A 21302-nucleotide genomic window follows, 5' to 3' on the forward strand; every position below is an offset into this window, starting at 1 on the left:
GGGCTGGGCGGGGGAGGGTCGCGCAGCCCGGCGCTTACGGGGTGCCTCCCCCAGTGCCTGAACGGCCTGGGAGGTGCCCCCACCGCCCACCCGTGCCGCCCCAGCGGCACGACTGCCCGCAGCTGGGGCGCGGCGGCCCCGTAGCTGGGGTGGCACGACCGCCCGTAGCTGGGCGGCATGCGGCTGCGGGTGGCGGCGTCAGGCCTTCGTGACCTTCGGGTCACCGTCCGTGTCCGTTTCCAGGGCCTTCAGGCCCGGATCCATGACGACGTCCTCCGCCCTGGCCTCCGTCGTGCCCTCCTCCGGGAAGTGGCAGGCCGTCAGGTGGCCCTCGCGGTTGCCGGAGAGCTGCACGAGCGGCGGCTCCTCGGTCGCGCACTTGTCCTGCGCCTTCCAGCACCGGGTGCGGAAGCGGCAGCCGGACGGCGGCGAGATCGGCGACGGGACGTCGCCCTCCAGCCGGATCCGCTCCCGCTTGTCGGCGTCGAGGTCCGCCTCGGGCACCGCCGAGAGCAGCGCGTGGGTGTACGGGTGACGGGGGCGCTCGTAGAGCGAGTCGCGGTCCGCGATCTCCACGACCTTGCCCAGGTACATCACCGCGACGCGCTGCGAGAAGTGCCGCACGATCGCCAGGTCGTGGGCGATGAAGACGAACGCGATCCCCATCTCCCGCTGCACCTCCTGGAGGAGGTTCACCACCTGGGCCTGGATGGAGACGTCCAGGGCGGAGACCGGCTCGTCGGCGACGATGAGCTTCGGCTGCAGCGCGACGGCACGCGCCACACCGATGCGCTGGCGCTGGCCGCCGGAGAACTCGTGCGGGAAGCGGTTGTAGTGCTCCGGGTTGAGACCGACGATCTCCAGGAGTTCGCGGACGCGCTTCTCCCGGCCTCCGGGCGGGTTGATCCCGTTGATCTCCATCGGGCCCGAGATGATCGTGCCGACGGTCTGCCGCGGGTTCAGCGACGCGTACGGGTCCTGGAAGATCATCTGGATCTCGGACCGGATCGGTGCCAGTTCCCGCCGGTTGGCGCGGGTGATGTCCTTGCCGCGGTACTCGATGGTGCCCTGCGTGGGCTCGTACAGCCGGGTCAGCAGCCGCCCGGTGGTCGACTTGCCGCAGCCGGACTCCCCGACGAGGCCCAGGCTCTCGCCCGGGAAGACCTCGAAGTCGACGCCGTCGACGGCCTTGACGTGGCCGACGGTGCGCTTGATGGGGAAGCCGCCCTTGATCGGGAAGTGCTTCGAGAGGCCGCTGACCTTGAGCAGCGGCGCGGTGTCGCCGTCCCGCTGCTGCGGGAAGGTGTCGGCCACCGCTGTGGTCGTCTTGCTGTTGTCGCTCATGGTGTGGATGCCCCAGTCGCCGGTTTCCGCTCAGCCCAGCCGGGGCTGAATCTTCTCGATGAACACCTGCTGCCGCTGGTCGCCCGTCAGGTGGCAGGCGGCACCGCGGCCCAGGTCGAGCGTCGGACGCTCGCCCGAGCACCGCTCGCCGGTGACCAGGTCGGTGAAGCCGCACCGAGGGTGGAACGCGCAGCCCGAGGGCGGGTTCATCAGCGAGGGCGGCGATCCCGGGATCGGCATCAGCGGTTCGTTGACGTCGGACGACAGGTTCGGCATCGAGCCCAGCAGACCCCAGGTGTACGGGTGCTGCGGCGACTTGAGGACCTCGCGCACCGTGCCGCGCTCGACGGCCCGTCCCGCGTACATGACCAGGATGTCGTCGGCCATGTTGCCGACCACGCCCAGGTCGTGGGTGATCATGATGATCGCGGAGCCGAACTCCTGCTGGAGGTCCTTGAGCAGGTCGAGGATCTGGGCCTGCACCGTCACGTCGAGGGCCGTGGTCGGCTCGTCCGCGATGAGCAGGTCCGGGTTGCAGGAGAGGGCCATGGCGATCATGGCGCGCTGGCGCATACCGCCGGAGAACTGGTGCGGGTAGTCGTCGACCCGCTTCTGCGGGTGCGGGATGCCGACCTTCTGCAGCAGGTCGATGGCGCGCACCCGGGCGTCCTTCTTGGACGCGCCGTTGTGCTTGATGAACGGCTCGCCGATCTGCCGGCCGACCGTGTAGTACGGCGACAGCGCGGTGAGCGCGTCCTGGAAGATCATCGCCATCTTCTTGCCGCGCAGCTTCTCCAGCTGCTTCTCGCTCGCGTCGGTCAGCTCCTGGCCGTCCAGGGTGATCGAGCCGTCGACGGCGGTCTTGCGGCGGTCGTGCAGGCCGAGGACGGCCAGGTTGGTCACCGACTTGCCGGAGCCGGACTCGCCGACGATGCCGAGGGTCTTGCCCCGCTCCAGGTCGAAGGAGAGACCGTCCACCGCCTTGACGACGCCGCCCTCGGTGGAGAAGTGGACCTTGAGGTCGCGCACCGAGAGAAACGCGTCCCCCGCGGCGGCGGCCGGGGCCTCTTCGGGCTTGGTCTGAGTGGTCACGGTGGTTCTCCTAGGACAGGCGCACGCGCGGGTCGATGACGGCGTACATGGCGTCCACGATCAGGTTGAAGACGATGATGAGCGCGGCGCTGACCAGCATGACGCCCATCAACATCGGCAGGTCCTTGTTGGTGACGGAGTCCAGCGCGAGCCGGCCGATGCCGGCCAGGCCGAACGTCATCTCGGTCACCATGCCGCCGCCCATCAGCGAGGACAGGTCGATGCCGAGGATGGTGACGATGGGCACGAGCGAACCGCGCCAGGCGTAGCGGAAGAAGGTGTAGTTGCCCGACATGCCCTTGGCGCGGGCCGCCTTCACATGTTCTTCCTGCAGTTGCTCGATCATCGACGACCGGCTCATGCGGGTGTAGTTGGCGGTGAAGATGGTCGCCATGACGAGCCAGGGGATCAGCAGGCCCATGAACCAGCCGCCGAGGTCCTCGGAGAACGGCACGTACTTCGGCTTGTCCAGCCAGCCGGTGCTGTAGACGAGCGCCAGCAGCACGAGCGGGCCGAGGAAGTAGATCTGCAGGGAGCTGACGACCAGCGAACCGGAGCTGAAGACCTTGTCGACCCAGGTGCCGCGGTTGCGGGCGGCCAGCAGGCCGGCGCCGAGGCCGGCGATGAGGAAGACCACGAGGGAGCCGATGGTCAGCGAGACCGTCAGCGGGAAGCGGTCCATGATCGTGTCCCAGACGTTCTGGTTGTTCGCGAAGGACACACCGAAGCAGGGGGCCGCGCAGTGGCCGACGGCGAAGTCACGCCCGGCGAAGATGCCGATCAGGAAGTTCCAGTACTGGACCGTGACCGGCTTGTCGAGGCCCAGGTTCTTGTGGATGATCTCCAGCGCGTCCGGAGTGCAGTTCTTGCCACAGGCCAGCATGGCCGGGTCCTGCGGGATCGCGAAGAACATGAAGAAGGTGAAGGCACTGATCAACACCAGGATCAGCACCGCGCCGAAGGACCGGCGAATGAGGAATTGAAGCATGGCAGACAGCTGCTCTCAGGACTGCGGCGGGGGGATGGGGAGGGCTGAAGGAGATCCGGGCCCGGTGGTGGGCGCTCCGCAGCGCGCCCACCACCGTTTCCCGACCGGTCGGGCTACTTCTTGAGGAAGACCCGGGTCACGTCCACGTAGCTCGAGTCAGAGCTGTAGCGGATGCCGCCGACGTTCGAACCGAAGATCTGGAAGACCTTGGTGTAGTAGATCGGGGCGGCCGGGTTGATCTCCTTGGAGATGTACTCGTTCAGCTCGGCCCAGGCCTTGGTGGCCTCGTCCGTGTCCGTGATCTTCTGGATGCGCTTGATCTCGGAGTTCACGTGGTCGTCGTTGATGTGCGAGTAGTTCGACGAACCGTCCTGGATCTGCGTGCCGTCGTAGACCGGCGGGATGACCGTGGAACCGGACGGCCAGTCCTGGCCCCAGCCGGTCATGTACAGGTCGTAGCCGTTCTTGACCTTGCCGACCTGCTCGTACCAGGTGGCGGAGTCGATCTCCTTCTTCTGGATGTCGAGACCGATCTTCTCCAGCGCGGTGGCGATCAGGACGGCCTGCTTCTGCCGCTCCGGCGTGTTGCCGTAGGCGTACACGAGGCTCTTGCCCTCGAAGCCGCCCTCCTTGATCAGCTTCTTGGCGGCCTCGACGTCGCCGTTCGGCTTCTTCTCACGGTTGAACGGGTCGAACGTGCCGTCGTAGCCCGGGGTCGTGGGCGACATCAGCGAGTTGGCGACCTCACCGCCGTAGGCGCCGCCGTCGGCCTTGAAGACCGCGTCCGAGGGCAGGGCCAGGGTGATCGCGTCACGGAGCTTCTTGTCCTTGATGCGGTCCATGTTGAAGTTGAGCTGCCACACGTACGGGGCGTAGCCCTGGATCGTGCGGTTCTCCATCGCCTGCTTGTCGCCGACGACGTTCTGCAGCTGGGTGGTGGCGACCTGACCCGTGAACATCATGGCGTTCTTGGCGCCGCCCTGGTCGGCGAGGAGGGTCTTGGTCTGGTCCTCGTCGTCGTGGTTCATCTCGATGTTGAAGCCGTCGACGTACTGGTGGCGCACCGAGTCGGACTTGGGGTCCCACTGGGTGTTCTTGACCAGCTTCATGGACTTGCCGGGCTTGAACTCGGAGATCTTGTACGGGCCGACGGCGACGGGCGCGGAGTCGTACTTCTCCTTGGTGTCCGTCTCCTCCGGGACGACGCTGTAGCCGGGCATCGTCAGCATCTGCGGGAGGTCGGGACGCGGGGTGTCGAAGTGGAAGACGATCGTCTTGTCGTCCGGCGTCTCCAGGACGTCGTCGGGCAGGTGCTTGCCCTTGTCCGGACCCTGGTAGGCGTCGCGGTAGGTGGTGCCGTCGCCGGAGAGCCACTGCTGGAGGTAGGTCGGGCCGTCGGTGATGTAGTTGGCGTACATCCGCTCGACCGTGTGGCGGATGTCCGCCGAGTTGATCGGGTTCCCGTTCGCGTCCTTCAAGTTGTCCTTGAGGGTGTACGTCCAGGTCTTGCCGCCGTCGGACTCCTTGCCCGCGTCGGTGGCGAGGTCGCCGACGACGGTCAGGTTGCCGTTCTCGTCCTCGTCGTACTGGGTCAGACCGCGGAAGATCAGGCGGCTGAGCAGCTTGCCGTCGGAGACGTAGATCTGCCCCGGGTCCAGGTGGGAGAAGTCCGCCGTCTGGTAGACGGTCATGGTGCCGCCGGACTTGGCGCCCTCGACGTCGGGGGCCGGGCCGGTGGACGCCTGCGCGTCGCCGATCTGGACCGGCTTCGACTGCGACTTGGCGTCCTCCTTCTGCTTGCTGTTGTCCTTGGAGGAGCTGTCGCTGTCGCCACCACCGCAGGCGGTGAGGGTCAGGGCGCCGGCGGCGACCGCGACTATCGCGGCCGTCGCGGTGCGGTTACGGAGAATGCTCATTGGGACGAATCCACCTGCCTGTGAGTAGTGAGCGCTGCTGGTACGTGGCCGGGACCGGGCTGGGCGGCGCCGGGCCGGCCGGGCGAGGATGTGGGGGGATGTCCCCTGGGCCTCAGCGGTTTCCCTTGGGGTCGAAGGCGTCCCGCACCGAGTCGCCGAGGAGGTTGAAGGCCACAATGAAGATCACCATGGCCACTCCGGGGAAGAGCATGTAGTACGGATCCTGCTCGACGATGTTGGCGCCGATGGAGAACATCCGCCCCCAGTCCGGCGTCGGCTCGACGTACCCCACACCCACGAAGGACAGGAACGCGATGCTGAGGATGGTGCTCGGCAGCGTCAGCGTCGCCTGTACCAGCGTCGGGGTGACGATGTTGGGCAGCAGTTCCTTGCGGAGGATGCGCCAGGGCGAGGCCCCCGAGATGCGGGCCGCCTCGATGAACTCCCGGTCGCGCAGGGACATCGTGGCGCCGCGGACGATGCGGGCCATGCTCATCCAGCCCAGGAAGGACAGCACGATGATGATCGCGGCGGCGCGCACGTAGGTGGGCGTCTCCTTGTCCGGGGCCACGAACACGGTGGTGATGACGGGCATCGCGGCGACGAAGAACAGCTGGCTGGGCAGGGCCATGAAGAAGTCGGTGATCCGGCCGAGCCAGTAGTCGATCTTCCCGCCGAAGTAGCCGCCGGCCAGACCGATCAGCACACCCAGGAACGTCATGATGAGGGTCGCCGCCAGCGCGGTGGCCATCGAGTTGCGCATCCCGTAGAGCAGCTGCGTGAACACGTCGCGGCCCAGGCCCGGTTCGATACCGAACCAGAAGTCACCGCTGATGCCGCCGAACGGTGCGGCGGGCATGGTGAACATGTCCAGGAGGTCGGGGTTGTCCTGCCCGTACAGCGTGTACGGGTCCTTGCCGTAGACCTTCGAGATCAGTGGCGCCGCCGCCGCGACCACGAAGAAGAACAGGACGACGAAGGCAGAGACCACACCGGCCCGGTCGCGCTTGAAGCGCGCCCACATCAACTGGCCGGGCTTGCGCCCTTCCGGCTCCTTGGGCTTCGGGGCGTCACCCTGCGGCGCGCTCTCTTTGTCCAAGACGGGAGAGGCTTCAGCACCCTCAATCTCGATTGGACTCGTCATGATTCGTCCATTTCACAGGTTGGAGGTCGTCGGGAGTATGGGGGGTCCGACGGCCTTCGCACGGCGTATGTCAGGCGCAGCGCGCGAGGGGAACAACGACGGAGGGGCGACATACCCCTGGGGAACCCTGGCTCGCGACCGGTGGCACCGGCCGACGGCACGCGTCGTCAAGGAAGTTCGCGACGCCTCGCCGCGGCCGCATCGACCTGGACGGTACTGAACGCACCCGCGGGGCCTACACCTGCCATCGGGAACGATGCGACCCATATGGCGCTTGTGGCACCTCGCATGGGTTCCTCCTCATGAATCCGCTGGTTCACCGCAAAGAGGAGCACGCGACACACACCGGCCACTGACCGGTGATGAGATCGTCGGGCGCCCTCACGCTCGCGAGCCTGCGCCCCGTCAGCGCGTGACCCGTTTATCCGAGCTCTACGCGCCTAACTATCTGCCATCCTCCGGGGAACGAACCACTGGTTCGAGGTCTCGGTTCGATCACAGATAGGGGCCAGACCTTTCAAAATCCGGACAAAGGGTTTGGTACGAGATCGCTGCGAAACGGACTTGTTACACATCTAACGGAGGTGACTGTCCGTATAGCGGACGTCCGTGTCGTGGAAATTGATTGCGCGTAACGCTCGGGAGGTGCAGGCTGACAGACAGCTCTGTCTTGCGCCGCGAACGACCGCCGTCGGCGGCCGCGGCGCCTCGCGCGCTTCCGCGCAGGTTAGTGGGTGCCGGCCCGCCCCGGCCTCGTGCCGCCGGGAAGTCGAGGGTTTTCCCTACGTCGGGCGGGTGCCCTCACGAGTCGCGCGGCTGCGCTCACGAAACGGCACCGGACGCCACGTCGCCGTGGTGCCCGGTGCCCCCTGTTCCTCTTGTGCTGTCCCGGTTCCTCTTGTGCTGTCCCGGCGGGTCAGCCGTGCTTGGCGCGGCTCGCGGCGCGGGCGCGCTCGCGGGCGTCCAGGTTCACCTTGCGGATGCGGACGGCCTCCGGGGTCACCTCGACGCACTCGTCGTCGCGGCAGAACTCCAGCGACTGCTCCAGCGACAGCTTGCGCGGCGGGACGATCGACTCGGTCACGTCGGCCGTGGACGACCGCATGTTGGTGAGCTTCTTCTCCTTGGTGATGTTGACGTCCATGTCGTCGGCGCGGGAGTTCTCGCCGACGATCATGCCCTCGTACACCTCGGTACCGGGATCCGTGAACAGGACGCCGCGCTCCTGGAGGTTGGTCATCGCGAACGCGGTGACGGCGCCCGAGCGGTCGGCGACCAGCGAGCCGTTGTTGCGGGTCGTGAGGGTGCCGAACCAGGGCTCGTGGCCCTCGTGGATGGAGTGGGCGATGCCGGTGCCGCGGGTCTGGGTGAGAAACTCCGTCCGGAATCCGATCAGTCCGCGGGAGGGCACGACGAACTCCATGCGCACCCAGCCCGAGCCGTGGTTGGACATGTTGTCCATCCGGCCCTTGCGGATACCCATGAGCTGCGTGACGGCGCCCATGTGCTCCTCGGGCACGTCGATCGTCATGCGCTCGACCGGCTCGTACGTCTTGCCCTCGACCTCCTTGGTGACCACCTGCGGCTTGCCGATGGTCAGCTCGAAGCCCTCGCGGCGCATCGTCTCGACGAGGATGGCCAGCGCCAGCTCGCCGCGGCCCTGCACCTCCCAGGCGTCGGGGCGGTCGGTGTCCAGGACGCGGAGCGAGACGTTGCCGATCAGCTCGCGGTCCAGACGGTCCTTGACCTGGCGCGCGGTGACCTTGCGGTCCTTGACGGCCGCCTTGTTGTCCGCGCCCTTGCCGGTGGCGCCGCGGCCGACCAGCGGGGAGGTGTTGGTGCCGATGGTCATGGAGATCGCGGGCTCGTCGACCGTGATCAGCGGCAGCGGGACCGGGTTCTCCTGGTCGGCCAGGGTCTCGCCGATCATGATGTCCGGGATTCCGGCGACGGCGCAGATGTCACCGGGGCCCGCCTTGTCGGCGGGCTTGCGGGTGAGCGCCTCGGTCATCATCAGCTCGGAGATGCGCACGTTGCTGACCGAGCCGTCGCGCTTCATCCAGGCGACGGTCTGGCCCTTCTTCAGCTCGCCCTGGTGCACGCGGAGCAGCGCGATACGGCCGAGGAAGTTGTCGGCGTCCAGGTTGGTCACGTGCGCCTGGAGGGGGGCGCCCTCGTCGTAGGTCGGCGCCGGGATGTGGTCCAGGATCGTCGAGAAGAACGGCTCCAGGCTGGTGGAGTCGGAGGGGACCGTGCCGTCGTCGGGCTTGGTCAGGGAGGCGACGCCGTCCCGGCCGCAGGCGTAGACGATCGGGAACTCGATCTGCTCCTCGTCGGCGTCCAGGTCGAGGAAGAGGTCGTACGTCTCGTTGACGACCTCGTCGATCCGGGCGTCCGGGCGGTCCGTCTTGTTGATGCACAGGATGATCGGCAGCCGCTGGCTCAGCGCCTTGCGGAGCACGAAGCGGGTCTGCGGCAGCGGCCCCTCGGAGGCGTCCACGAGCAGCACGACGCCGTCGACCATCGACAGACCGCGCTCGACCTCACCGCCGAAGTCGGCGTGGCCGGGGGTGTCGATGATGTTGATGGTGATGACGTCCCCCCCGTCCTTCGGGTGGTACTTCACCGCCGTGTTCTTGGCGAGGATCGTGATGCCCTTCTCACGCTCCAGGTCGTTCGAGTCCATCATTCGGTCGTCGACGGAGTCGAGCTGGTGCGCGGCGAAGGCACCGGCCTGCTTGAGCATCCCGTCGACGATCGTGGTCTTGCCGTGGTCGACGTGGGCGACGATGGCGACGTTGCGAATGTCGTGACGCGTGGTAGACGCGGCCATAAGTGGCTTACTCCCGGAGGGTGTGAGGACGGCCCTCGCGGACGTCCGTGTCACGCGGGCCTGCCGGGCGGTACATGCCACGGCCTCACCCAATGGTACGGGGCCCCGGACACTGGGCTGTGCCCCGGGGACCGGGCTGCGCCCCCGGACGGTGAGGAGGACGGTCGGACGATGAGGAGGACGGTCAGGAGGACGGGGACGAGGACGCGGAGGCCGAGGGCCGGGAGCCCTGGGCGCCCTTCTTCAGGAAGCCCATGTCCTCGTAGACCGGCGTCTCGAAACCGAACGCGCCCGCGTTGGCGAGGTTCTTGCGGGCCGCCGTCAGCTGGGGGCGCTGGTAGAGGGGGAGGGAGCCGGCCGCCGCCCAGATCCGGGAGTCGGCCTTGCGCAGCAGGTCCCGGGCCTCCTTGCGGTCCAGTGTCGACATCGCGCGGTCGAAGAGCTGGTCCACCTGGTCGGTGCCGACCCGGGTGTAGTTCTGGGCCACGTTCAGGGAGCCGTCGGCCGCCGGCACGGGCTTGGCGTAGATGGGGCGGGCGTCGGTGGCGGGGAAGGCGGTGGCGGGCCAGGAGTAGAGCGCGAGGTCGTACTCGCCGGAGGCGATGTGGTCCTTGAAGTAGCTCTCGTCCGGCACCTTGGTGATGTCCGTGTCGATGCCGATCTCGTCGAGCATGTCCGAGACCCGGCCGGCGACGGTGCGCAGCGCCTCGGAGCCGGGGCCGGAGGGGAGCACGAAGCGGAGGGTGAGCGCCTTGCCGTCCTTGGCGACGGGGGCCGCCGCGGCGGCCGGTGCGGCCGTGCCCTTGGGGGCGTAGGCGCCGGGGGCGCCGCCCTGCGCGGTGTTCTTGCCGCTGCTGTGCTTCTCGCCGCTCTCCCGGTCGGCGTCATCGTCGTCGGCCTGCGCCTCGCCGGCGGCGTTCTTGCCGTCGTCGCCGCCGTCACCGGCGCCGCTGCCGTCGCTGCCGTTTTCGCCGCTGTTCTCGCTGCCTCCGCCGTCCTGGCCGTCTTCCTCGCCGACGATGTACGTGCCGTCGTCGCCGTCGCCGTCGCCGCCGTCGGACTTCTTCTCGTCCTTGTCCTTGCCTCCATCCGTGTCCTTGTCCTTGTCCCCGTCCTTCTTGTCCTTGTCCTTCTCTTTGTCCTTGTCGCCCTCGGCGCCGGCCGCCTTCTCGCCCTCCTCCGTCTTCTTCACCGGTCCGCCGGGCACCCACCCGGCGTCCGCGAGCAGGGCGCGGGCCTCCTTGGCGTTCTGGTCGCCGAGTGCGCCGCTGCCGTCGGCGTAGGCGGGCTGGCCGGCCAGCGCCACATGGCTGCCCACGGGCTCGGTCGGCAGGCCCAGGGGCTTCAGCACCGCCTCGGCCAGCTTCTTCCGGTCCAGGGCGCGGGCCACGGCCCTGCGGACGCGTTCGTCGGCGAGGGGTCCTTCGGCGCCGTTGAGGGCGAGCTGGGTGTAGGCGGGCTCCAGCGACTTGCGGACCTCGTAGCCGCTCAGGGCCTGCTGCCGGCGCTGGGCCTTCGCCTCCGTCTCGCGCCGCTCCTCGCGGGCGAGGACCTCCTCCTCGGCGGCCTCCTCGTCGGAGCCGTTGGCCACGGCCCAGGAGCGCAGCGCCTGCGCCGCGGACCTGCCCTGGCCCCCGGCGAGCGGGGAACCGGGGGCGCCCGCGGCCGGGGTGCCCTGCGGGCCCATGAGCGGTGTGCCGGTGCCGGCGTCGCGGGGGCCGGCGGCCAGGCCGACCTCGTCGGCGGTCTCCGGGTCGATCTCCGCGAGGTCGAGGTCGCCCGCGACCAGCTCGGAGACGCGTTTGTCGCGGGGGACGGCGCGCAGCACGATCTGCTCCAGCTTGGCCGGCTCGCCCCACCAGCGCGGATTGCCGGCGAGTACGACCTCGTCGCCCTTGGTGTCGACCTTCTTCACCGCGAACGGCCCGGCGGTGACCTTCAGCTCGCGCCGGGCGCCGTCGTTGAAGGCGTCCGGAGTGCCCGTGACGTCCTTCGGGTACAGCGGCGTGAACAGGGACTGCCAGTCGGCGTAGGGGCGGCTGAAGGTGACCTTGACCTCGAGGTCGTTGGCGCCGCGCTCCACCTTCTCGATGCGGTCGTAGCCGGCGTTGCGCGCGGTCCAGTAGGCGCTGTCCTTGCCGGACAGGGCGCGCCACTGGGCGGCGAAGTCGGCGGCGCCGATCTCCCGGCCGTCGCTCCAGACGGCCTGCTGGTTCAGCTTGTAGACGACGACCTGCTTGGGCTCGGTGTCGACGACCTCGGCCGACTCCAGGTAGTCGGGGTTGCGCACCGGCCGGCCGGTCTCGTCCGTCCGGTACATCGAGGGCAGTACGGCCTGGGCGACGCGGGTCGTGGTGGCGTCGGCGTCCGCCTGGAAGGCGTTCAGCGTCTCCGGCACGGTGTCCACGGCCCAGCGCAGGGTGCCGCCGTCGGCGACCCGGGCGCGGGAGGCGGCGCCGACGTCCTGTGCGGCGAGGGGCTTGCCCGGCGGTTCCTCGGAGGTGCAGCCGGCCAGCGCGGTGACCGCGAGGAGGCCCGCGGTGAGGAAGGCGACCGAGCGCGTGACGGCGCGCGGTCCGACGCGGACGTGGGACATCTCTGCTACCTCCGGAAGGCCGCGGCCGTGGTGTGCGCTCGGGGCGGCATGTCGCGCGGTGCGCGTTATGCCGCGGTACGCCTTGTTTGCGGGTTGTTTTGCGGTATTGAAGTTGATCATTTGTATCCGGGCGAGGGATGCGGCCACTGAAGAGGAAACGGTTCGGCCGCGCTCGGAGACACGGCGACGGCGGCGCGCAACGCCACTCGTGCGGCGCAATGCCACCCGTGGTGCGCCGATCCGCCCCGGCCAATCGCTGCACATCCCTTCCCAGCGGCAGGTGTGACGCGCGACACTCGCAGGCGCATGAGCGTCGCCACCCAGGGTCCGGCCCCTGCCGTGCGTCCTGCGGACGTCCGGCACCAGCTCCGGCGGAAGCGAGGTCACGTCATGTCCGTGCACGACGACCTGTCATCGGTGCAGCGCAGTCTCGACGACCTGTCCCGGTCGGTGACCCGGCTGGAGCAGCAGCTGGGCAGCGGCGACCTGGAGGTCCGCCGGGTCCGCACCGACACCGACCACCTGCGCGAGAGCGTCGCGCTGCTGCGGGCGGCGGCGGCCGCGCCGGACGCGCCCAGGCGCCCGGACCTCGTCCCGATCCCCGACACGCCGTACGACGGCTCGCTGTGGACGGACTCGGACGACGAGGGTCTCGGCGCCCGCGACCGCCGCGCCCCCTAGGACCCGTTCCGGGAACCGGCTCCCGGGGCCCGTTCCGGGAACCCGCTCCCGGGGCCCGCTGCGGGAATCCGTTCCCGGGACCCGTCCCCGGACGCGCTCCCAGGCCCCGTCCCGGGGAGACGAGACAGGTCCTCAACCCGACCCGACCGACCGGAGTCGCCCAGTGGCCACTGGTACGGAACCGCCAGCTACCGAAGACCATCCCCGGGGCGGGGGCGTCCACACCCGGACGCGCGCCGCCATCCGCGCCCCGCACCTGCGCACCGACCGCTGGTGGCTGGCACCGGCCGCCACCGCGGCGGGCCTGCTGGCCTTCGTCGTCTACTCGACCTGGCGGGCCTTCGCGAACGCCGACTACTACGCGGCCCCCTACGTCTCGCCCTTCTACTCCCCCTGTCTGGCGGAGAACTGCGCGCCGATGCGCTCGGGGCCCAACTGGGAACTCCTCGGCTCCTGGTGGGGCGTCTCCCCCGCGATCATCATCCTGATCTTCCCGCTCGGCTTCCGCCTGACCTGCTACTACTACCGCAAGGCCTACTACCGGGGCTTCTGGGCGTCCCCGCCGGCCTGCGCGGTGGCCGAGCCGCACAAGAAGTACACCGGCGAGACCCGCTTCCCGCTGGTCCTGCAGAACATCCACCGGTACTTCTTCTGCGCGGCGCTCCTGGTCGCGGTCGTCCTGACCTACGACACCGTGCTCGCCTTCCGCGACGAGCACTACGCCTGGGGCCACATGGGGCTCGGCACGCTGGTCTTCCTCGCCAACATCGCGCTCATCTGGGCGTACACCCTTTCCTGCCACTCCTGCCGGCACATCGTCGGCGGCAAGCTCAAGCACTTCTCCCGGCATCCCGTGCGCTACCGGGCGTGGCAGCTGGTCGGCCGGCTCAACGCCCGGCACATGCAGCTCGCCTGGGCGTCCCTGGTCAGCGTGGCGCTCGCCGACTTCTACGTGTATCTGGTCGCGTCCGGTGTCTTCGACGATCCGAGGTTGTTCTGATGTCCGTGGTCGACCGGCAGGATTGGGACGTCGTCGTGGTGGGCGCGGGCGGCGCCGGGCTGCGCGCCGCGATCGAGGCCCGCGAACGCGGCGCCCGTACGGCCGTGATCTGCAAGTCGCTGTTCGGCAAGGCGCACACCGTGATGGCCGAGGGCGGCATCGCCGCCGCCATGGGCAACGTCAACTCCGGCGACAACTGGCAGGTCCACTTCCGCGACACCCTGCGCGGCGGCAAGTTCCTCAACCAGTGGCGGATGGCCGAGCTGCACGCCCAGGAGGCGCCGCAGCGGGTGTGGGAGCTGGAGACCTGGGGAGCGCTGTTCGACCGGACGCAGGACGGCCGGATCTCGCAGCGCAACTTCGGCGGCCACGAGTACCCGCGCCTCGCCCACGTCGGCGACCGCACGGGCCTGGAGCTGATCCGCACCCTCCAGCAGAAGATCGTCTCGCTCCAGCAGGAGGACTTCCGCGAGACCGGCGACCACGAGTCCCGCCTGAAGGTCTTCCAGGAGTGCACGGTCACCCGCGTCCTCAAGGACGGCCGCAGCGTCTCGGGCGTCTTCGGCTACGAGCGCGAGAGCGGCCGCTTCTTCGTCCTCCAGGCACCCTCCGTGGTGATCGCCACGGGCGGCATCGGCAAGTCCTTCAAGGTGACGTCCAACTCGTGGGAGTACACCGGCGACGGCCACGCCCTGGCGCTGCTGGCCGGGGCGCCGCTGCTGAACATGGAGTTCGTGCAGTTCCACCCGACGGGCATGGTCTGGCCGCCGTCGGTCAAGGGCATCCTCGTCACCGAGTCGGTGCGCGGCGACGGCGGGGTGCTCAGGAACTCCGAGGGCAAGCGGTTCATGTTCGACTACGTCCCCGACGTCTTCAAGGAGAAGTACGCCGAGTCCGAGGCCGAGGGCGACCGCTGGTACGACGACCCGGACCACAACCGGCGCCCGCCCGAACTCCTCCCCCGCGACGAGGTGGCCCGCGCGATCAACGCCGAGGTGAAGGAGGGCCGGGGCTCACCGCACGGCGGCGTCTTCCTCGACGTGTCGACCCGGATGCCCGCGGAGGTGATCAGGCGCCGGCTGCCCTCCATGTACCACCAGTTCAAGGAGCTGGCCGACGTCGACATCACGTCGGAGGCCATGGAGGTCGGACCGACCTGCCACTACGTGATGGGCGGCATCGCCGTCGACTCCGACACGGCCGCGGCGCGCGGGGTGCCGGGGCTGTACGCGGCCGGTGAGGTGGCCGGCGGCATGCACGGCTCCAACCGGCTGGGCGGCAACTCCCTGTCCGACCTGCTGGTGTTCGGGCGCCGGGCGGGCCGGTACGCGGCCGAGTACGCGGCGGCACGACCGGGCGGCGCGGACGACGGGGGCGACAGGGGCGACGGGGTCCGCGTCCCGGTCGACGACGCCCAGGTCGACGCGGCCGCCGCGGAGGCGCTGCGGCCGTTCTCCGCCGAGACCCACGAGCCCGACGAGGGCCCGCCGGAGAACCCGTACTCCCTCCACCAGGAACTGCAGCAGACCATGAACGACCTGGTCGGCATCATCCGCCGCGCGCCGGAGATGGAGCAGGCCCTGGAGCGGCTGGCCGAGCTGCGGGTGCGCGCCCGCCGGGCCGGAGTGGAGGGGCACCGGCAGTTCAACCCCGGCTGGCACCTCGCCCTGGACCTGCGGAACATGCTGCTGGTCAGCGAGTGCGTGGCGCGGGCGGCGCTGGAGCGCACCGAGTCGCGCGGCGGTCACACCCGCGAGGACCACCCGTCGATGGACCGGCGCTGGCGCCGGGCCAACCTGCTGTGCTCGCTGGCCGACCCGGCGGGCGAACTGGCGGCGACGGACCCGAAGCGCGGGCGGATCTCGCTCGAGCGGCAGACCACCGAGCCGATCCGGCCCGACCTGCTCGCCCTCTTCGACAAGGAGGAGCTGGTGAAGTACCTCGGCGACGACGAACTGGAGGGCCTGGGCGGATGAGCGGCTACGAGGCCCGCTTCAGGGTGTGGCGCGGTGACGTGGAGGGCGGTGGCCTCGAGGACTTCACGGTCGAGGTCAACGAGGGCGAGGTGGTCCTCGACATCATCCACCGCCTCCAGGCCACCCAGGCCCCCGATCTCGCCGTGCGCTGGAACTGCAAGGCCGGCAAGTGCGGCTCGTGCTCGGCGGAGATCAACGGGCGTCCCCGGCTGCTGTGCATGACCCGCATGTCCGTCTTCACCCGCGAGGAGACGATCACCGTCACGCCGCTGCGCGCCTTCCCGGTGATCCGGGACCTGGTGACGGACGTCGGCTTCAACTACACCAAGGCGCGCGAGGTCCCGGCCTTCGTGCCGCCCGCGGAGCTGGGACCGGGCGAGTACCGGATGATGCAGGAGGACGTGGACCGCTCGCAGGAGTTCCGCAAGTGCATCGAGTGCTTCCTGTGCCAGGACACCTGCCACGTGGTGCGCGACCACGAGGAGAACAAGCCGGCCTTCGCGGGCCCGCGCTTCCTGATGCGGGTGGCCGAGCTGGACATGCACCCGCTGGACGCGGCCGAGGACACCGGCCTGGACCGCGGCCGCACGGCCCAGGACGAGCACGGCCTCGGCTACTGCAACATCACCAAGTGCTGCACGGAGGTGTGCCCCGAGGGCATCCGCATCACGGACAACGCGCTGATCCCGCTGAAGGAGCGGGCCGTCGACCGAAAGTACGACCCGCTGGTGTGGCTGGGCTCGAAGATCGGCCGCCGGACTCGTGACGGGGACCGGGGCCGGGACCGTTCCTAGCCGACCCAGTCGTCCCGGTACGACGCCCAGTCCTCGTCCGTCGCCGCGAAGTCGATGTACGCGGCGACGCCGAACCTCTCGCGGTCGGCGTCCGTACGGGACAGTCCGAGCCGGACGCCTCGGACGGCGGCGGCGACGGTCTCGGCGTGCGCCCAGTGGCCGAAGCGGTTCTCGTGGTAGAAGGGCAGCCCCATCAGCAGGTGGGTCGTGGGCGGGGTGACCTCCAGGGCCAGCGAGGTCTGCTGGGCGACGTAACCGCCGTACAGGCTCTCCAGCGGCTGCATCGTGTCGTACGACATGACGGCGATCTGGTCGACGCGGCGGGCGACCCGGCCGAAGAACTCCTGCGACCACCACTTGGGGTGTCCGGCGACCGTGCCCCAGAAGGAGTGGAAGCCCGGGAGCGGGTCGATCTGGTGGGCGGCGACGGACAGTTGCGCGCCCCGGGCGCGGGTGACGGCGCGGACGTCGTCCAGGAGGGAGAGGTAGTTCCCGTCGCCCGAGTGCAGCGGCTCCAGGTCGAGGTGGACGCCGTCGTAGCCGACGTCCAGGACCTGGCGGGCCGAGCCGACGACGGCGGCGCGGGTGGCGGCCTTCTCCAGACGCATGCCGTCGGGGCTCTCGGTGGCGAGGACGTCGCCGAGGAACGCCTGGACGCGGACGCCGGGCAACTCGCGGTGCACGCCGTCGACGAACCAGCGGGCCTTGGGGTACAGGCCCTCGGGCAGGGTGCCGTCGTGCTCCATGGGGCCGGTGTGGACGTAGAGGTCGCGGATGCCGGTGGTCTTCAGGCTCCGGGCCAGCGCGGTGAGGTCCGCGTCCTTCTTGCGGCCGTCGACCCAGGCGTGGCCGAGCCAGATCGCGTCGCGGTTGCGGGTGCGGGTGCCTTCGGCGGGGTCGCCGGTGTAGTTGACGCGCAGGGCGGTCTCGGCGGTGAGGAGGGGGAGGAGCAGGACGAGGAGGACGGCGAGGGCGGTTCTGCGGATGCGGACGCGGGTGCGGGTGCGGGTTTCTGTTCGTGGGGTGGCCTCGGCCTCGGCTTCGCCTTCGGCGTCCGGGTTCCCACCCGCGCCACCCGTGCGGCTTTCGTCGTCAAGTGCGGGTGGCCCCGGTGGGGGCTGGTCGCCGTCGGCGGCCGACGGTTCGGTGGTGCTCGGTTCGGTGTCTGTCGGTTCGGTGGTGCTCGGTTCCGTGGTTCTCGGTTCCGTGGTTCTCGGTTCCGTGTGGTCCACGGTGTCCCCTCCCTGTGGGCCGGCTCCGGTCGCGGTGGCCGGTCGCCGCGCATACGCTCCGAGCGTGGTGCCGGCAGGGACGACTCGAACCGGTGTTCCGGTTGCGGTCGGGGGTGCGTGGCGATGATCTCCGTCGACCTGGTGCCGCCCCTGGTCACGGCCGGGGCGGTCCTGCTGCTGGCCGGGTACGGCCACGTACGCCGCGTCCGGCGGGCCCGGAGCCGGACGACTCCGGGGCGGGCCGCGGGAGGCGTCAGAAGAGGCTGAGCAGGGCCTCCGCCGGGTCGGTCAGCTGGGTGTCGGCGCCCGGCAGGGGCAGTTCGAACCAGACGGTCTTGCCGCGCGGCGTACGGCGCGAACCCCAGGCCGCGCTGAGCAGGCCGACCAGTTGCAGGCCGCGGCCGCCCTCGTCGGTGTCGCGGGCGCGGCGCCTGCGAGGCTGGACCAGGCCGGAGTCCCAGACCTCGCAGACCAGGGTGCGGTCGAGGAGGAGGCGGAGCCTGATCTCGCCCTCGCCGTAGCGCAGCGCGTTGGTGACGAGTTCGCTGACGAGCAGCTCCGTCGTGTCGACCAGCGGTTCCATGTCCCAGTCGAGCAGCTTGGCGCGGGCCAGCTCGCGGGCCCGGCCGACGCTGCGCGGCTCGCGGGGCAGGGTCCAGTCGCCGACCGAGTCGCTGGGCAGGCCCTGGACGCGGGCCATGAGCAGCGCGATGTCGTCCTCGCCGTGGTGGCTGTCCAGGGTGTTGAGGACATGGTCGCAGACGTCCTCCAGCGGCTGCGCCGGGTCGGTCAGGGCGCCCACGAAGGCCTGGAGCCCCTCGTCGAGGGGGTGGTCGCGGCTCTCGACCAGTCCGTCGGTGTAGAGGGCGAGCAGGGCGCCCTCGGGCAGTTCGACCTCCACCTCCTCGAAGGGCTCCCCGCCGACGCCGAGCGGCAGGCCGGGCGGTACGTCCAGCATCAGCGCGGTCTCTCCGGGCTCGACCAGGACGGGCGGCAGGTGGCCCGCGTTGGCGAAGGTGCAGCGCCTGGTCACCGAGTCGTAGACGGCGTACACGCAGGTCGCCAGGTAGACCTCGGAGAGGTCGGCCTCGCGGGGGCGGCGCGCGGCCCGGGTGGCCTGCTGGACGCCCGAGGGTGCGCCGAGGCCGCGGGCGATCTCGTCCAGCTGGGCGAGCACCTCGGCCGGTTCGAGGTCGAGCTGGGCCAGGGTGCGTACGGCGGTGCGCAGTTCGCCCATCGCGACCGCGGCGCGCAGACCGCGGCCCATGACGTCGCCGACGACCAGGGCGGTGCGGTGGCCGGGGAGTTCGATCACGTCGAACCAGTCGCCGCCGACCTCGCTGGCCCGGCCGGTGGCGGCGTTGCCGGGCAGGTAGCGGCAGGCGATGTCGAGGCCGGACGCCTCGGGGTCGCCGGGCGGGAGCAGGGAGCGCTGCAGGATCAGCGCGCGTTCGTGCTCGCGCCGGTAGAGGCGGGCGTTGTCGATGCAGACGGCGGCGCGAGCGGCCAGCTCCACGGCGAGGTCCCGGTCGCGGTCGCCGAAGGGCTCGCTGCCCTTGGTCCGGGCGAACTGGGCGAGTCCCACGACCGTGTCGTGCGCGACCATCGGCACGGCGAGGGTGGACTGCACGAGGCCGCCCTCCTCCGCGGGCACGCTGCGCGGGCGGGCGGTGCGCAGGGCGTCGGCGCAGGGCGAGTTGAACGGGTAGTGGTGGACGGCGCCGAGCTTGACCCGCTCGCCGGTGCCGAGGAACGGGGCGTCGGAGACGGCGCTGGAGAAGGCGACGCGGCGCAGTTCCGCGCTGCCGTCGGCGAGGCCGGGCGGGGTCTCGTCGCCGGCCAGCAGGCCCTGGTAGAGGTCGACGGTGGCCAGGTCGCAGAAGCCGGGGACGGCGACGTCGAGGAGTTCGCGGGCGGTGGTCTCCAGGTCGAGGGAGTTGCCGATGCGGGCGCCGGCCTCGTTGAGCAGGGCGAGGTTGCGCCGGGCGGCAGCCGCCTCGCGGGCGGCCTGGCGGCGGGAGGTGATGTCGGTCGCCAGCCAGGCGACGCCGATGGGCCGGCCGGAACCGCTGTGCACCCGGTAGAGGTTGACGGACCAGTGCCGGCGTCCCTCCGATCCCGGCACGAAGCCCGTGACGTGCATGTCGGTGATGGAGTTGCCGGTCTCCAGGACCCGGCGCAGGGTCGCCGAGACCCGGTCGGCCTCGGCGCGCGGCAGGTAGTCGTGGACGCCCTTGCCGCGGTGGGTGTCGGGTGTGCCGCCGAAGGTGGCGGCGAACCGCTGGTTGGCGCGGCGCACCCGCAGGTCGGGGTCGATCAGCAGGAAGCCGAACGGGGACTGGCCGAAAATGGCCTGCGAGGCGGCGAGGTCGGTCTCGATGCTGCGCAGGACCCGTACGTCGACGACGATGCAGACGGCGGCCTTCTCCCCGTCCTCGGTGCGGGTCGGCATGACGTACACCTCGGCGAGCCCGCGCCGCCCGCGCCCCCGCACGTGTCCGCGCCCGGTGCCCTGCTCGTCTCCGCGTCCTCCGGCCTGCTCCCCTCCGCGTTCGTCGCTCCGGCCCGGTTCGCCGCCTGAGGGGTCCGGTACGCGGAAGGGGACCACGCCGGTCCATTCCCGGCCGTCGAGGATTTCGGCCATCTTCCGTTGGCCGCGCTCGCGCAGGTCGGGGTCGACGAAGGCGTCGATGGGGTCGGTGCCGACGGCGTGTTCGGCGGGGATGCCGAGCAGTTGCTCCGCGCGCAGGCTCCACTGGTCGACGAGGCCGTCGGGGCCGATGGAGAAGGACGCGACCTTGATGTAGTCGTAGATGGACCCGGGCGGGCTGCTCTGCCACACCGCGTCACCGAGTGGCGCGCCGTGCGACGGCCTCCCGGACTCCATGGACCCCGTGGACCCCTTGGACTCCGTGGACTCCTTGGCCCTCGCTGGTATCTCGCTCACGCGAACCGTCCCCTCCAGCTCACCGCATCCGGCACCGGTCACCGGAGGCGGCTGCCCGCAGTATCCAGCACTACGGCGCCGCACGACACGGTGTTCACGATCACATCACGGTCCCGATGTTTTCGGCCCGGACCGTGACAACACAACCAGTCTTCTAACCAGCGGACACGGCATCGAATCACGGAGTTGCACAACTGCCGTCGGCCGGAACCCGACGGCGCCCGGCAGCGGGGTGTCGCGGGCGCGTCGACGGGGCTGCGGCGGAGCGTCCCGGCACGGTGGCGACGGCGGGTCAGGGCCGGTGCGGCACGGCGAGTTCGAACCACACCGTCTTGCCCGTGCCGCCGGACCGGGTCCCCCAGCGGCGTGCGGCCGCCGCCACCAACTGCAGCCCCCGGCCGTCCTCGTCGTCGGGACGGGCCACCCGCTCCCGGGGCGGGTCCGGCAGCGGGTCGGAGACCTCCACGAGCAGGACCCCGGCCGCCCCGCCGGGGCCACGTACCAGGCGGACGCCGATGGGTCCGTCGGCGTGCCGCAGGGCGTTGGTCACCAACTCGCTGACCAGCAGGGCTGCGATGTCACCGACGCCGTCGAGCCGCCACTCGGACAGCGTGCGGCGCACCAGTGAACGGGCGGTGCGCACGACGTCCGGCGCCGCGGGAAAGACCCACTCGGCACAGCCGCCCTCGCTGTCGTCCACGCCGCTCACATCCCCGGTCGGCGCACCCACCCATGTCCGCTTTCATGGGGTTAATGGGC

The 21302-nt window shown here is 70.4% G+C and carries 15 protein-coding genes; 5 read left to right on the plus strand and 10 right to left on the minus strand.

Annotation, left to right across the window (positions count from 1 at the left end; translation table 11 throughout):
• Positions 1–198: 198 nt before the first annotated feature.
• The 7 genes from HZS56_RS24300 to HZS56_RS24330 all read right to left on the minus strand — a co-directional run bounded on the left by HZS56_RS24300 (position 199) and on the right by HZS56_RS24330 (position 11913).
• Positions 199–1344 (minus strand): ABC transporter ATP-binding protein, encoded by a 1146-nt coding sequence (locus tag HZS56_RS24300; protein WP_216722904.1) that lies wholly within the window; start codon positions 1342–1344, stop codon positions 199–201.
• 30 nt (positions 1345–1374) lie between these two features.
• Complete coding sequence (locus HZS56_RS24305; RefSeq protein WP_216722905.1) at positions 1375–2436, minus strand: ABC transporter ATP-binding protein; 1062 nt, start codon at positions 2434–2436, stop codon at positions 1375–1377.
• Between the two features lie 10 nt (positions 2437–2446).
• Entirely contained in the window at positions 2447–3424 is a 978-nt protein-coding gene (locus HZS56_RS24310; protein ID WP_216722906.1) for an ABC transporter permease, read from the minus strand.
• Between the two features lie 113 nt (positions 3425–3537).
• The gene (locus tag HZS56_RS24315; RefSeq protein ID WP_216722907.1) at positions 3538–5340 is read right to left on the minus strand and encodes an ABC transporter substrate-binding protein; all 1803 of its coding nucleotides are present in this window, start codon (positions 5338–5340) and stop codon (positions 3538–3540) included.
• Between the two features lie 112 nt (positions 5341–5452).
• Positions 5453–6484 (minus strand): ABC transporter permease, encoded by a 1032-nt coding sequence (locus HZS56_RS24320; protein WP_216722908.1) that lies wholly within the window; start codon positions 6482–6484, stop codon positions 5453–5455.
• 916 nt (positions 6485–7400) lie between these two features.
• Positions 7401–9317, minus strand: a complete 1917-nt coding sequence (gene typA / locus HZS56_RS24325) for a translational GTPase TypA (protein ID WP_216722909.1) — start codon at positions 9315–9317, stop codon at positions 7401–7403.
• A gap of 184 nt (positions 9318–9501) precedes the next feature.
• Complete coding sequence (locus tag HZS56_RS24330; RefSeq protein ID WP_216722910.1) at positions 9502–11913, minus strand: ABC transporter family substrate-binding protein; 2412 nt, start codon at positions 11911–11913, stop codon at positions 9502–9504.
• Positions 11914–12303: 390 nt separating this feature from the next.
• Here HZS56_RS24330 and HZS56_RS24335 point away from each other — a divergent pair, with 390 nt between their 5' ends.
• The 4 genes from HZS56_RS24335 to HZS56_RS24350 all read left to right on the plus strand — a co-directional run bounded on the left by HZS56_RS24335 (position 12304) and on the right by HZS56_RS24350 (position 16364).
• Complete coding sequence (locus HZS56_RS24335; protein ID WP_216722911.1) at positions 12304–12594, plus strand: Rv0250c family protein; 291 nt, start codon at positions 12304–12306, stop codon at positions 12592–12594.
• Positions 12595–12757: 163 nt separating this feature from the next.
• Entirely contained in the window at positions 12758–13594 is an 837-nt protein-coding gene (sdhC, locus tag HZS56_RS24340; protein WP_216722912.1) for a succinate dehydrogenase subunit SdhC, read from the plus strand.
• The gene (locus HZS56_RS24345; RefSeq protein ID WP_216722913.1) at positions 13594–15570 is read left to right on the plus strand and encodes a fumarate reductase/succinate dehydrogenase flavoprotein subunit; all 1977 of its coding nucleotides are present in this window, start codon (positions 13594–13596) and stop codon (positions 15568–15570) included. Before sdhC ends, HZS56_RS24345 begins: the two co-directional genes overlap by 1 nt.
• Complete coding sequence (locus HZS56_RS24350; RefSeq protein ID WP_216722914.1) at positions 15567–16364, plus strand: succinate dehydrogenase/fumarate reductase iron-sulfur subunit; 798 nt, start codon at positions 15567–15569, stop codon at positions 16362–16364. The genes HZS56_RS24345 and HZS56_RS24350 overlap by 4 nt, the downstream gene beginning before the upstream one ends.
• Here HZS56_RS24350 and HZS56_RS24355 read toward each other — a convergent pair.
• Positions 16361–17596 carry a glycoside hydrolase family 18 protein gene (locus HZS56_RS24355; RefSeq protein WP_216722915.1) on the minus strand — a complete coding sequence of 412 codons (1236 nt, stop codon included), beginning with the start codon at positions 17594–17596 and terminating at the stop codon, positions 16361–16363. The two genes, HZS56_RS24350 and HZS56_RS24355, sit on opposite strands and share 4 nt — an antisense overlap.
• Positions 17597–17719: 123 nt before the next feature.
• Here HZS56_RS24355 and HZS56_RS24360 point away from each other — a divergent pair, with 123 nt between their 5' ends.
• Positions 17720–17863: a hypothetical protein gene (locus tag HZS56_RS24360; RefSeq protein WP_216722916.1), complete on the plus strand. Its 144-nt coding sequence runs from the start codon at positions 17720–17722 to the stop codon at positions 17861–17863.
• On the opposite strand, the gene HZS56_RS24365 is transcribed toward HZS56_RS24360, so the two are convergent.
• Both HZS56_RS24365 and HZS56_RS24370 read right to left on the minus strand, forming a co-directional pair.
• Positions 17850–20543 carry a SpoIIE family protein phosphatase gene (locus HZS56_RS24365; RefSeq protein ID WP_216722917.1) on the minus strand — a complete coding sequence of 898 codons (2694 nt, stop codon included), beginning with the start codon at positions 20541–20543 and terminating at the stop codon, positions 17850–17852. The two genes, HZS56_RS24360 and HZS56_RS24365, sit on opposite strands and share 14 nt — an antisense overlap.
• A gap of 292 nt (positions 20544–20835) precedes the next feature.
• Positions 20836–21252, minus strand: coding sequence for an ATP-binding protein (locus HZS56_RS24370; RefSeq protein ID WP_374201201.1), 417 nt, complete (start codon positions 21250–21252; stop codon positions 20836–20838).
• Between the last annotated feature and the right edge of the window lie 50 nt (positions 21253–21302).

The organism is Streptomyces mayonensis (assembly GCF_018982965.1).
Lineage (GTDB): Bacteria > Actinomycetota > Actinomycetes > Streptomycetales > Streptomycetaceae > Streptomyces > Streptomyces mayonensis.